Below are 13,281 nucleotides of genomic sequence, written 5' to 3'. Positions count from 1 at the left end.
TTTAAGATTCTTTTTCTATTCTCGGAGTAGGAATATATCTATTGGTCACATTCTCATCACTTTCGATAAATCCGTCTCGGATTCTAATAATTCTAGCGGCATGTCTTGCAATATATTCCTCGTGTGTTACTAATATTATTGTATTCCCTTGTAAATGAATTTCGTTGAAGAGAATCATTATTTCCTCGCCTGTTTTACTATCCAAATTACCCGTTGGTTCATCAGCAAGAATTATAGACGGATTTGTAACTAATGCTCTGGCAACCGCCACTCTTTGGCGTTGACCACCTGATAACTCGTTTGGTTTATGATGGATGCGATCCCCCAGTCCAACATTTACTAAGGCTTCACGTGCCCTTTCTTTTCTTTCGGATGAAGGTACTCCGGCATATATCAGCGGAAGTTCAACATTATGGAGCGCATCCGATCGAGGAAGTAAATTAAATGTTTGAAATACAAATCCGATTTCTCTATTTCGTATTTTGGCTAGTTCATTATCAGTCATCTCACTAACGTTTTCGCCTTTGAAATCATAAAGTCCTTTAGTCGGAGTATCTAGACAACCAAGGATGTTCATTAAAGTCGATTTACCGGAACCCGAAGGACCCATAATTGCAAGATATTCATTCTTGTCAATTTTAAGAGATACATCAGCTAAAGCATGAACTTCCTCTGATCCGACTTGATAAATTTTCGCGATATGTTCAATATTAATTATGTTCATTTTAATCCCGATTTTTATTTAGATTATTCAGATCGAGGACCTCTACTATTCATACCCGGTCCGCCCCCACCTTGGATCGATACTTTAGTCCCATCTTCCAATTCTTTTGAAATAGCTCTATAGCTGCCAGTAACAATAGTTTCTTCACCTTCTAAACCTGATGTAATTTCAATATGAGTATCATCACTAATTCCAGTTTTAACTGCAACAATTTTTGCAACCGAACCATCTACTAGGAAGACAACTTCTTGTGGTCCTTGTTTTCCGTTTGGTTTTTCTTCTTCACCTTCTTTTGGAGGAATAGTTCTAGCTGTAACACTTTGGATCGGAACTGAGAATACGTTTTCTCTAGTTTCGGTTTCAATGTCCGCATCGCAAGACATACCCGGTCTGATTTCAAGAGTACTATTGACTAATTCAATTTTTACTTCAAAATTTACTACTTCATCTTGTGTTCCGAGCCCACTTGTTTTTGCACTGTTCCCGATTTGAGTAACTACCCCTAAAAATTCTTTATCACGAAAGGCATCAATTTTTACTCTAGCTGTATCACCAGTTGAAACTAATACAACATCATTTTCGTCAACGTCCACAGTTGCTTCCATCTTATCTAACGCTGCAACTGTCATAATATTTGTCCCCTGACTAAAACCGCTTCCTAAAACCCTTTCGCCCAACTCAACATTGAGTGCACTAACAGTGCCATTAAGTGGAGAATAAATTGCTGTTTTAGCTAAATTTTCTTGTGCTTCACGTAAAGAACCCTCGGACTGAGTTACCGAAGCTTTTTGAGATTCGTATTGACCTTCTGACTGCAAATAAGTTGATCTAGAAATTTCTAGTTCCTGATCACTTGCCAATCCTTTTTCGTAAAGTTCTTTCATACGTTCAAATTCTGCTCTAACTTGCATTAGGTTTGCTTCTCTCACCTTCAATTGAGCCTTGGCAGATTCTAACTGAGCTTGTGCGCGATCTCTCTGAGCAAGATAAATATCAGGTTTAATTCTAATTAAAAGTTGACCTTTATTTACATTCACTCCCTCTTTTACAGGAAGTTCAACTATTTCACCTGTTACCTCCGGTGTGATAACAACTTGTTCAACCGGATTAATTTTACCAGTAGCAGAAACAACTTGAGTTATGGTTCTTTTTTCAACTTTTTCAGTCTGAACCGATACAATTACTTCTTTATCGCCGCTAGCAACCACTACAATTACAACAACTAAAAGTAGCAATGCCAATCCACCGAATATAAATAATTTCTTTTTCGATTTTTTCTTCTTTCCATTTGCCATGAAGAGGTCTCCTAAGTTAATTTTATTCAAAAACTTTGTAATCAAGTTTGCCTAGAGCATTGAGCAAGCGATCTCTAGAAGTAAAGAACCCAAAAAGAGCATCAATTTTGTTGCTTAGCGCGCTTACATAGTCCCTATCCGCTTGAAGCAATTCGACTATATTACCAGCACCAAGATTGTATCTTTCGGTGTTAATTCTTCTATTTTCTCTCGCGGAAATAACATTCTTATTTGTTACATCCAGATTCTTCTTAGTTGCTAACAAATCTAAATAACCTTGCTTAATCTCAATCTTTATTTGTCGTTCTAAAGCTGATAAGTCTTCCAGAGTATTGAGTTCAAAAATCTGAGCTGATTGAATTCTTGTATCAACATTAAAGTTTGAGAAAATAGGAATGCTTAAAGTTAGACCTGCACTAAGTGATCTCCTATTAAATAAATCACTTGTAGTTGTTGCGCTAGAACCATAATTATAATTTCCGGTTAATTGCGGAAAGATTCCGCCGCGAGCAATTGTTACTCCATCTGATGCACTTTCTGCAGCTAATTTTTGACTTTTATAATCAAATCTATTTGATAATGCTTCGTTAACTAGCATTTCCATATCACCAAACTGAGTCATATATGAATCTGTATTAATTTGATCATCAAGAGCAATTTTATTCACAAAAGTATATTCATCCAATACATCTAGAGCAAGATAGTTTAATAAAGTGCTCTTCGAATTTTCATAAATATTTTCGGCTTGTATAAGTTGTAATTCAGCATTTCCTAACTGAACTTGTTGTGAATATACGTCTACAACCGGAACCGATCCTAGACGATTTTTCTCTTCAATTGTTTCTAAAAGTTTTTGATTATACTTTACGTTTTCTTCTCTTACTTTTAGTATTTCTTCATTGTTTATAACATCATAAAAGTATTCGGTAGTTTGATAAACAATATCTTGTTTTAGTTTTGTTAAATCGAACTCGGCTGCTTCAAGATTATTACTTTTTTGTGATATATTTGCCCAATTCGCCATGCCATTAAACAGTGTAATACCACCACCCAATCCAACGCTATATCTTCTACTCTCTGAAGAAGAAGCCGGTGTTTGAATTACATTTCCTAAAAAGTCAACTTGAGTGCCGCCGTCGTCATCAATTCTTGACCAGTCAAAAGATCCCGATGCTCCTAAGTTTGGCAGCAGGTCACCATACGCACTTCTTAGTTCTGCTTCAGAAGCACTTAAATTATTTTGCGATTTTATTAGACTCGTATTTCGTTGTAGAGCAATTGAAACTGCATCTTCTAGGGTTAATTGCTTCTGTGCAAAAACCGAAGACACCATTAGAAGCGATACAAGAAAGGTGATTTTCTTCATTTTGGTCTCCTATTAAACGGATTTCTTAATTAATTTTTTCAATTTCTGTGAGTTTGGACGGTTATGGATTAAAAAAGTTACACAACTTACAAAACAATTTTTAAAATGATTTAAGTTTCATTCCGGAGTATTTGTTCCATCGAGGATATATTTTTCTTTTATCTTATATAGATATTGGAGTGCTTCGTCATGTTCGTTTTTTATTATTCCTTCTAAAATTGCTTCCTCAATAGCTGATTTAATTTCTCCAACCATTTTTGACGGTGGAATGTTACATACTCTCATAATTTCATCGCCTCTGACAGGAGATTGAAATGCTCTCAGTTTATCCTTTTCCTCTACATCGCGAACTTTCTGCATTACCCTATCATAGTTGTTCAAATATCGTGAAACCTTTTTGGGATTTTTACTTGTGATATCAGAACGACATAAAGTGATAAGATCTTCCAAATCATCCCCGGCTTGAACAACAAGTCTTCTAATAGCCGAATCAGTGACGGTTTCATCAACAAGTGCAATTGGTCTCAAGTGAAGTCGGATTAATTTTTCTATATAAGGTAGTTTGTATAAAGGCAACTTCATTTTGTTAAAAATACTTTTCATCATTCTTGCACCAAGCTCTTCATGGCCATGAAATGTCCACCCAATATTTTCATCAAATCTTTTAGTTTGGGGTTTGGCTATATCATGAACTAGTGCTGCAAATCTCAACCATACATCGTTTGTAACTTCCGAAATATTATCAACGACTTGAAATGTATGAAGCAAAACATCTTTATGATGATGATCTTTTCTTTGATCAACACCGCTTAGATTTTCTATTTCCGGGAAAATAACTTTTAATACTTTTGATTCATGTAATAGCAATAGACCGACTGAGGGTTTTGGCGATGCTAAAATTTTGAAAAACTCGTCCGTGATTCTTTCTTGCGAAATAATTTTAAGTCTTTCCGCAAGTTGAGTTGCTGCATTAAGGACTGACTCATCAACATCGAATTGTAATTGTGAAGCGAATCTAAATGCACGAAGAATTCTTAACGGATCGTCATCAAAAGTAATAAACGGATCCAACGGGGTTCGTATTATTTTTTCTCCGATATCTTCAATACCATTGTAAAAATCCAGCACTTCTCCGAAGCTATTTTTCATTAAACTTATGGCGAGAGTATTAATTGTAAAATCTCTTCGGCTAATATCTTCTTCAAGAGTTGCGGATTCAACTTTTGGGTTTCGGCTTTCGGGAAAATAAGATTCTTTTCTTGCCCCAACAAATTCAAGATTAAAGTCATCAAAAACAAAATGAGCAGTTCCAAAATTCTTAAAAGTGTTAATATTTTTGATGTTCAGTTTCTTCGCTAATATTTCTGCAAATTTTGGACCGTCACCAATAACTAAAAAATCAATTTCGTTTTGAGTCCGATCTAAAATTAAATCACGAACAAAACCACCAACTATATACACTTTATCTTCAGTTTCGGAAATAAGATTAGAAATTTCTTGAACGACTTTAATATTTTTTATTTTCTCTTTTAGATTCAATTCGTAATTCTGTTTCGTGAGTAATTAATTAGCTTGTTTTGTTCTTCAACAATGTTGACAAATTCTAATCTCTCATTTAAAAGTAGTGCTAAGTCGGAGTATATTCTAGCTTTATCAAATAACCCAAGACTAAAAAAGAATTCTGCCAATTTATAATATGCATAAACTGTTTCATCGCTTTTAGTAAAATACTTATTGTGCAGAATAACTTCTAAATCAGCAACTGTTTTTTGAGTTAATCTTGTCAGTTCCACTAACTTTGGGATGATAGACGATAAATTTGTCGAATCTTTTTTAAGTTTTTCTAGTAATTCATATTTTACAACTTTATCCCCGAGTAAATAGGATTGATATGTTTTCATACCTTTATTCAATAATGTGTTTCTGGTAACAGATTCATTATAATAATAAATTGATGGTTGAGATTTGCGTAATTGTTTTATATAGTGTTTGGATTTACTCGAATCCGAAGTTAGAATTGCAATATCAGCACATCTCAAATTGAGGTTGTAAAAATACGAAGTATTGCTGAAAGCCTTTAATTTTTCCTCAGCTAATTCCAATGCAGATCCAAATTCTTCAATCTGGATTTTTGTAAGTAAAATCCCATTCAAAGAAGAATATGAACCGGAAGATTCATGTACATAAATGAATAATTCCAATGCGGCTTGAAATTCTTTTTGAATAAAATATTGCCAAGCATCTGTTTCTAACCGTGCAGTTAATCTGGGACAAGTTCTTTTAATTAATGGTTGCCTGCCAAAATATAACTGAGCAATGTCTTTATCGGATTTAAAGTTTTTCACACTGATATAATCGAGATAATTATTTTGTAATTCATTAAAGGGCTTTGCATACACTTCTTCAAAATCACCATTTTTATAAACTTGTTTGAACTTTTCTGCACCAAAAGTATTCAAAAGATATTTCATAAATGAACCGCTGAAAACGTAAGATGCAGAGGATAAATTACCGAAGAAATTATAACCCGAGAACAGTTTTTTGATTTCCATTCCGTAATTATTTTTTAGAGCTGTCGCAGCGATAAAATCGATATCTAATTCATCAAAATTGTTCTCTATTGCCATTGCAACACCTTCGATTAAAGCGGGATTTAAATTTTTAGCAACCTTAAATGGATAGTTGCCGAAAGTGCTTGCTAAGATATGGACAATTTCATGTTTCAATGAATGGGTAAAACTATTTTCATCTAAATAGATTTGTTTTAACCATGGCTTCGCGACATCCGCATTTTCGGATCCAAACAATTTCTTTTTCTGAACTCTGTTCTTAAATATGAAAGACGTTATTTTTATTTCATCTTTTATCTGTAATTTATTCTTAATTTCTTCGTAATAAAATTCATGAAGAAATTTTAATGCTACTGTATCGTAAGTTATGCCGGGATCAGTATAAATGGAAAAGTGCTCAGTTTTTATTTCTTGTCCCAACTCGGATTTAATATTTTTTTCATTTGTTCCAAAACCAAACAATGGTTTTAAATGAATCATCCACAAAAAAAGTATTAAGCAAGTAATGAAAGTGAATTTAATGAGAGAAAGATTGAACTTTTTGATTAAATAATAACAGAAAAAGAAAATTCCTATTATGAGAATTCTGTAAAGTATTAAATCAATTGTTATGGATATATTTTCATCGAACATTGTGCCCGGAAAGTAGCCAAAGATCGGATTGTAAAAGTAAATCTGAGGTCGAAAGTAAAACTCAACGAATGTCATCCCTAACAAGAATAAAAATTGGAAAAACAAGATAAGCCCGTTAAATCGATTAAAATATCCTGCAATAATTTTGCCCGAAACTAATCCGATAATAAATGATGGAATTGATAGAATAAAATAGAAGAAGATATCGCTCGAAAGAGGGCATATAGAAAATAATACGTTTGAAATAATTGAAATTATTAAGGGAAGAAAAAGACCTATTGATAAAAATATTTTATCAAAACTGGATTTATGCTTTTTTATCGCATAGCCACCGCCAATTAAAAATAATGGCAATGTCATTACTAATGAAAATTCATATCCTGTTACATTTACTAATGGGAAGAATTGTAATGCAATAGAAAGAATAATTGTAATCAGAATAGAAATCAAAAAATAATTTTTTAAGTACTTAATCAATTTATCAAAACTCACTTGTCGGGACTCTTTCGATACTTGCTCCCAATTGACCTAACTTTTCTTCAATTTTTTGATAACCTCGATCGAGATGGTAGATTCTCAGAACTTCTGTCATCCCTTCCGCAGCCAAACCGGCAAGAACAAGTGAAGCACTAGCTCTTAAATCAGTTGACATAACCTTTGCCCCTTTCAGCTTATCAACTCCCCGTACAACTGCGGTATTTCTGGTCATTTCAATATTTGCTCCCAATCTAATTAGTTCCGGGATATGATTAAAACGATCCAAATAAATTGTATCGGTAATTGTAGAAGTTCCTTCAACAAGCGACATTAATGCAGTCCATTGAGCCTGCATATCCGTTGGAAATCCGGGATAAATTGCTGTTGTTACATCGAGACTTTTAGGTTGTATATTTCTTGCGTCAATTTCCACTAACTTATTATTAGAAGACAACTTATAGCCAACATCTTCAAGTTTTGTAGTAATCGAATTTAAGTGCTCCGGATCTGTTACCTCAATTTCAATTTTACTTTTAGTAATCGCACCGGCAATTAATAAAGTCCCCGCTTCAATTCTATCTGAGATTGTGTCTATCTCACTTCCATTTAACGATTCCACTCCTTCGATCTCAACTGTAGAAGTTCCCAGGCCATTTATCCGTGCTCCCATCTTAGAAAGCATTTCACCCAATTGCGTAATTTCAGGTTCAGTTGCGGCATTGGTAATTTTTGTAGTTCCTTTTGCTAGAGATGCGGCCATCATTACATTACCTGTAGCACCAACAGAAGACACATCAAAATTTATTTTTGTCCCTTTCAATCTGGAAGCTTTGGCAACTATATATCCTTCTTCTAAATTTACATCTGCTCCCATTTTTTTCATTGATTCAAGATGTAGATTAATAGGTCTTGGTCCCCAGGCACATCCACCCGGTAGAGATACTTTTGCATAACCATACTTTGCTAATAATGGACCAAGTACGTAAACAGAAGCTCTCATTTTTTTGACATGTTCATAAGGAGCATCTTGTGTTGAGAGATTTTTTGCATTAATCCTTAATTCATGGTCATCAAAGTTAACTTCGACGCCCATGTGGGTCAACAATTTTATCATCGTGAAAATATCATTTACTTGCGGAGTATTTCGAAGAATATTTTCCTCATCGTTTAATAAACATGCAGGCATAAGAGCGAGTGATGAATTTTTTGCACCACTAACTTTTACTTTCCCGCTTAATTTGATTCCGCCTTTTATTAAAAATTTATCCAAAATTCTTACCCTATTCAATTCTTAAAATTCGTCCGTTTACAGCTGTTATAAAAATATTGCCGTTGCTAGTTTTAGTTATAGATGTAAAATTCATGTATGTTTTTGTATCCAGTAAGGACCATGTATTCCCATTATCTTTTGAGATTATTAGTTCTCCCCTATTTCCCGGCATAATGATGAGAGTATGAGTGATGTAGGAAGCGCTCTGAATTCCTCCACGCTGTTTAACTACAGTTTCAGTCCACGAATTGCCGCCGTTTTTTGTAAGGTAAACTTCATCACCCCCACCAACTACAATTCCATTATCTGTGTCATAAAAATCTATTTGTCGAAGATATTTATTAGTAAATTTTTCCAAAGCTTTCCAATTATTTCCAGCATCAATCGTTTGTAGTAGTGTTCCATCCCAGCCGCAGATAAAACCAACATTTTGTGAAATGAAGTGTACATCATACAATAGACTATTTGTATTAAGCGCGGCTTTCTCCCATGTTTTACCACCATCATAGGTTAAAAGCAATAAACCTTTACTTCCAACAATATAACCGGTTCGCTGATCAGTGAATGCTACATCAAAAAGCGTATAATCTCCATTAACTAATTGTGGAGTAGATGTGATAAAAAAATCATCTGTGTGAAATATGGTCGAATTATTACCCACCACAATTGCGGTTCCGCTTTCGGAAATGTAACAAGATTGAAATGTTACTTTAGTTTGGAGATTAATATTCCTCCAATAATTTCCTCCATCTTCAGTAATAATTATACTGCCAGAATCACCGACGGCAATGCCTAAATTATTATTTGAGAAATAAACTGAATTCAATTTTACATCTACTCCAGTTTCCAACCATTTCAGTTGGTTTACTTTAATGCCAATATCTTGGTTCTCTTCAAAAAGACTTTCGATTGAATATCTCTTCAGCGTTTCCAAACTCTTACTTTTAAGAAGTGAATCAACTTGATTATAGGCGAAAAATATCAAAGCTATTAAAGCAATAACAAAAACCGAAAAACCGGCAATTGAATAAATTTTAGTCTTTTTCGGATTTGGTTTTATTCTTGATGTAAACTTCTCTTGAAGAGCGGCAATATATGCATCTAGTTCCCTTAGATCGGCAATATAGTCTTCACATGTCGGATATCTATTATTTGGATCTTTTTCCAATGACCGACCTATAATTGTATCAAGTTTCTCAGGTAATCCGGGTATTAACTTAGAAACTTTTGGTACGGTTTCTTTTAGATGAGAATCCATTACATTGTATTCACTTTCATGGTCAAAAGGTGGCTTTCCTATAAGCATTTCATAAAATGTACAACCGAGAGAGTATATGTCGCTATGATGTGTTAATTCATCTCCTCTAATTTGTTCGGGACTCATATAATATATAGTCCCAATCTTAGCTCCGGTTTTCGTAAAACTCTTCTCGAACAAAGATTTAGAAATTCCGAAATCCATGATCTTCGCGACACCTTCAGCGTTGAATATTATATTTGATGGCTTAATATCACGATGGATAAAACCCTTTGCATGAGCATAGCCAATTCCGGCAAGAATTTGTTTCATTACATAGACAGCATCATAAAGATGAATTCGGCCTTGCTTGTAGATTAGTTTTTCAAGACTCTCCCCTTCAATGTATTCCATCACAATTCCAAGGATTCCCTTGTATTCTATAAAACCAAAAACGGTGACAATATTTGGGTGAGATAATTTGGCTTGATTCTTTGCCTCGCGTTTAAACCGCTCAACAAATCGCTCTTTACTAAATAGTTGAGAACTGAGCATTTTGATAGCGGCATATCTTTCAAGTTTCGTATCATAAGCCTTATAAACAATTCCCATTCCACCTTTACCGAGAATTGAGATTATTTTATAGTTCTCTATTTTTTTACCTAAAAGTTCATCCATGATTCACGTCAGTGATTTTTTATAGATTAATAAATATAAAAATAATTCCTTTTAGAAATGATAAAGAAGTTAGCCGTAAAGCTGAGATTTAAGAAATCATTCTTATACACATCTAAATACTATCACCTTGCGATCAAAAATGGTGTAAGTTTTTGTTGAGTAATCAAAATTGAAAATCAAGCTCAATTGTGATATATTTTGATTTCAGAAAAATGCACCCGTAGCTCAATTGGATAGAGCATCTGACTACGGATCAGAAGGTTTGGGGTTCGAATCCCTACGGGTGTACTAACTAAGTTCAAAGTAACAAGTTGAAAGTTGGAATGATGATTTTTTATTGCTCTTTTCAACTTTTTCTCTTTCTACTTTTAACATAATTATGCGTCCGTAGCTCAATTGGATAGAGCATCTGACTTCGGATCAGAGGGTTGAGGGTTCGAATCCTTCCGGGCGTACTAAACCTACAAAAAATTGAGAATTTAAACTTGCTCTTCCCCGAATACGTTTACAAGTTCATGTATTCCGCATTACAAGAAGCTGAAAAAGCTCTAGATCAAAATGAAGTTCCAATTGGTGCTGTTGTTGTTCATAATGGTAGAATTATTGGCCGTGGTTTTAACCAAGTAGAGATGTTAAAAGATACTACTGCTCATGCAGAAATGCTTGCCATAACAGCTGCAGCCAACCACCTTCAAACGAAATTTTTAACAGAATGTGACTTATATATTACTGTTGAACCATGCATGATGTGCAGCGGAGCAATATTACTTTCGAGAATTAAAAATCTTTATTTCGGTGCATTTGAGCCAAAATTTGGTACGGCTGGTTCTTTATATAATGTTTTGGAAAATAATAAGTATAATCATAAAGTAAATGTTTATTCCGGAGTCTATGCGGATGAAAGTTCAATTCTTCTAAAAGAATTTTTCAGTAAATCTAGAAATACAAAAAGTATACCTAATTAGTTTTTTAAATTATAATTAACGAGTAAATTTCATATTAATAATTATTCTCATTTAGCAAAAGGTATAATAATGCAAATAATATTGTTTGGTGCTCCGGGTGTAGGTAAAGGAACTCAAGCTAAAGTTTTAGCAGCAAAATACCATATTCCGCATATTTCCACCGGTGATATATTACGAACAGCAGTTAGTAAAAAAACTCCTTTCGGGTTGCAAGCAAAAGAATTAATGGATAAGGGAAATTTAGTTCCAGATGATTTGATGGGTAAACTTATTGAAGAAGTTTTGCATGATGATTCTTCGCATAATGGATTTATACTTGACGGTTTTCCAAGAACTCTGAATCAAGTTGAAATTTTAGAAAATGTTCTTGCAAATTTGGAAGGCGATAAAAAAATTATAGTAGTTTATTTGACCGCCGATGATGAACTGATTGTTAAACGCTTATCAATGAGAAGAACTTGTAGTGCTTGTGGGAATATTATTAATCTAAATTATATTGAAGACCCAAGCAGCTGCCCTTATTGTGGTTCCAAAAATACTTTTGTAAAAAGAAAGGATGATGAGGAAGAAATTATACGTAACAGATTAAAAGTCTTTCATGAAACAACCGAGCCGGTTATTGATTATTATAAAATTCATAAAGATGTAATTGAAGTAAATGGCACAAAACCGGTTGAGGCTGTAACGGCAGAAATTATTTCGAAACTTGAAGAAGTTAAGTAGTTTTTTTCTTAAGAACGACTTTGACAGCTTTACCATCTTGTAATTTTATGATTCTGGAATCTAACCTTTTAACTAAATCATAATTGTGTGTTGCACATATTACAGATGTACCGCGAGCATTAATTTTTTTCAAGAAATTTATTATTTCTTCGGAAGTATCAGGATCCAGATTACCGGTTGGTTCATCAGCTAAAATTATCATAGGATCATTCACAATTGCTCTCGCTATTGCAACTCTTTGTTTTTCACCGCCGGATAATTCATTCGGCATATTTTGCTGTTTATGAGATAGACCAACTTCCGAAAGTGCTTCCATTACTTTTCTTTTAATTTGCTTGCGTGGCGTTCCGGTAACTTGCAATACAAAAGCAATGTTCTCATAAACATTACGGTCTTCAAGAAGTTTAAAATCTTGGAAAATCACTCCGATTTTTCGTCTTAAAAACGGAAGATCTTTCTCCCTTATTGAAGCTGAAGTATATTCACCAACTTGTACATATCCTGATTGTGGAAGAATATTCATATAAATCATCTGAAGGAATGTCGTTTTACCTGAACCGCTTTTACCAATTAGAAAAACAAATTCACCGGGATCGCATTCGAAATTCAGATCACTGAACACAGGTTGATTATAATATGCAAATTCTACATTACTAAAAGTGAGCATTAAATTTTTCCTAATACAAATTGTGCGCGTTCGGTTCTGCTATTGGCGTCATCAAATGTAAAACAATCAAAACAATCTATCACTCGCAATCCAGCCTCTTCAGCAAATAAAAAATACTCTTCAAATAAATAAATTTTTTGATGATGAGTTTCAGAAAATACTACTCCATCAATATTTATGTTAAAAGTGTTTGTGTGAATTCTGGTCTTTTTGTCGTAATCACTTTTTTGAAAATATTTAATTCCGTTTACACTTCCATTACGATTTAATTGCTTAATATATTTCTTACTATTTTTTTCAAGACTTACATCAAACGTTAAAACACCATCATCATTTAAAATCTTTCCGGCCTCGGATAGAAAAGAAATAAAAGCCTCATCATTTATCAAGTAATTAACACTGTCAAATATAGAAAAAATCACATCAAATTCTTTTTTGAAAGGAAGTTTAGTCATATCTGCGGTAACTCTACGAAGTTTAGGATTCGCCGCTAGCAGCATAGCATATGATAGGTCAGATACGATATAATCCGGATATCTTTCAACAAGATATTTAGAAATGCTGCAATTACCTGCTCCAAGTTCTAATAATCTGTGTGACTTCAAGGGATATAAATCAATTAGATCAACAAGATAATCAGCCCACGAGGAATAATCGATTTCTCTCATCAAGTGCG

General features: G+C 33.9%; 11 protein-coding genes and 2 tRNA genes. 4 read left to right on the top strand and 9 right to left on the bottom strand.

All coding sequences use genetic code 11. The features are described 5' to 3' along the window. Nucleotide 1: 1 nt before the first annotated feature. From QY331_08115 to QY331_08085, 7 genes are all read right to left on the bottom strand, one after another. Nucleotides 2-724: an ABC transporter ATP-binding protein gene (locus QY331_08115; protein ID WKZ71207.1), complete on the bottom strand. Its 723-nt coding sequence runs from the start codon at nucleotides 722-724 to the stop codon at nucleotides 2-4. Between the two features lie 23 nt (nucleotides 725-747). Continuing rightward, nucleotides 748-2,019 (bottom strand): efflux RND transporter periplasmic adaptor subunit, encoded by a 1,272-nt coding sequence (locus tag QY331_08110; GenBank protein ID WKZ71206.1) that lies wholly within the window; start codon nucleotides 2,017-2,019, stop codon nucleotides 748-750. A gap of 22 nt (nucleotides 2,020-2,041) precedes the next feature. After that, the gene (locus QY331_08105) at nucleotides 2,042-3,385 is read right to left on the bottom strand and encodes a TolC family protein (GenBank protein WKZ71205.1); all 1,344 of its coding nucleotides are present in this window, start codon (nucleotides 3,383-3,385) and stop codon (nucleotides 2,042-2,044) included. Between the two features lie 117 nt (nucleotides 3,386-3,502). Then, the gene (locus QY331_08100; GenBank protein ID WKZ71204.1) at nucleotides 3,503-4,924 is read right to left on the bottom strand and encodes a CCA tRNA nucleotidyltransferase; all 1,422 of its coding nucleotides are present in this window, start codon (nucleotides 4,922-4,924) and stop codon (nucleotides 3,503-3,505) included. Further along, nucleotides 4,921-7,080 carry a hypothetical protein gene (locus QY331_08095; protein WKZ71203.1) on the bottom strand — a complete coding sequence of 720 codons (2,160 nt, stop codon included), beginning with the start codon at nucleotides 7,078-7,080 and terminating at the stop codon, nucleotides 4,921-4,923. The genes QY331_08100 and QY331_08095 overlap by 4 nt, the downstream gene beginning before the upstream one ends. Beyond that, complete coding sequence (gene murA, locus QY331_08090; GenBank protein ID WKZ71202.1) at nucleotides 7,070-8,335, bottom strand: UDP-N-acetylglucosamine 1-carboxyvinyltransferase; 1,266 nt, start codon at nucleotides 8,333-8,335, stop codon at nucleotides 7,070-7,072. The genes QY331_08095 and murA overlap by 11 nt, the downstream gene beginning before the upstream one ends. A gap of 10 nt (nucleotides 8,336-8,345) precedes the next feature. Further along, the gene (locus tag QY331_08085) at nucleotides 8,346-10,250 is read right to left on the bottom strand and encodes a protein kinase (GenBank protein ID WKZ71201.1); all 1,905 of its coding nucleotides are present in this window, start codon (nucleotides 10,248-10,250) and stop codon (nucleotides 8,346-8,348) included. Nucleotides 10,251-10,464: 214 nt separating this feature from the next. Between QY331_08085 and QY331_08080 the strand changes: the two genes are divergently transcribed. The 4 genes from QY331_08080 (at nucleotide 10,465) to QY331_08065 (ending at nucleotide 11,938) form a co-directional block, all read left to right on the top strand. Further along, a tRNA-Arg gene (locus QY331_08080) sits at nucleotides 10,465-10,538 on the top strand. Between the two features lie 93 nt (nucleotides 10,539-10,631). Continuing rightward, nucleotides 10,632-10,705 (top strand) — tRNA-Arg (locus tag QY331_08075). After that, nucleotides 10,679-11,215 (top strand): tRNA adenosine(34) deaminase TadA, encoded by a 537-nt coding sequence (gene tadA, locus QY331_08070; GenBank protein WKZ71200.1) that lies wholly within the window; start codon nucleotides 10,679-10,681, stop codon nucleotides 11,213-11,215. Before QY331_08075 ends, tadA begins: the two co-directional genes overlap by 27 nt. A gap of 69 nt (nucleotides 11,216-11,284) precedes the next feature. After that, on the top strand, nucleotides 11,285-11,938 hold the full coding sequence (locus QY331_08065; GenBank protein ID WKZ71199.1) for an adenylate kinase: 654 nt from the start codon (nucleotides 11,285-11,287) through the stop codon (nucleotides 11,936-11,938). Here the strand turns inward: QY331_08065 and ftsE are convergent. Beyond that, on the bottom strand, nucleotides 11,931-12,605 hold the full coding sequence (ftsE, locus tag QY331_08060; protein ID WKZ71198.1) for a cell division ATP-binding protein FtsE: 675 nt from the start codon (nucleotides 12,603-12,605) through the stop codon (nucleotides 11,931-11,933). The two genes, QY331_08065 and ftsE, sit on opposite strands and share 8 nt — an antisense overlap. Continuing rightward, entirely contained in the window at nucleotides 12,605-13,273 is a 669-nt protein-coding gene (locus tag QY331_08055; GenBank protein WKZ71197.1) for a class I SAM-dependent methyltransferase, read from the bottom strand. The genes ftsE and QY331_08055 overlap by 1 nt, the downstream gene beginning before the upstream one ends. Nucleotides 13,274-13,281: the final 8 nt, after the last annotated feature.

Source organism: Melioribacteraceae bacterium (assembly GCA_030584085.1).
Lineage (GTDB): Bacteria > Bacteroidota > Ignavibacteria > Ignavibacteriales > Melioribacteraceae > SURF-28.
This window is presented reverse-complemented; position numbering and strand designations above follow the sequence as displayed.

Bases quoted from the DNA above. Each gene is read 5' to 3' on its own strand.
- QY331_08115 (WKZ71207.1), bottom strand. From the start codon at position 724: ATGAACATAATTAATATTGAACATATCGCGAAAATTTATCAAGTCGGA.
- QY331_08110 (WKZ71206.1), bottom strand. From the start codon at position 2,019: ATGGCAAATGGAAAGAAGAAAAAATCGAAAAAGAAATTATTTATATTC.
- QY331_08105 (WKZ71205.1), bottom strand. From the start codon at position 3,385: ATGAAGAAAATCACCTTTCTTGTATCGCTTCTAATGGTGTCTTCGGTT.
- QY331_08085 (WKZ71201.1), bottom strand. From the start codon at position 10,250: ATGGATGAACTTTTAGGTAAAAAAATAGAGAACTATAAAATAATCTCA.
- QY331_08065 (WKZ71199.1), top strand. From the start codon at position 11,285: ATGCAAATAATATTGTTTGGTGCTCCGGGTGTAGGTAAAGGAACTCAA.
- ftsE (WKZ71198.1), bottom strand. From the start codon at position 12,605: ATGCTCACTTTTAGTAATGTAGAATTTGCATATTATAATCAACCTGTG.
- QY331_08055 (WKZ71197.1), bottom strand. From the start codon at position 13,273: ATGAGAGAAATCGATTATTCCTCGTGGGCTGATTATCTTGTTGATCTA.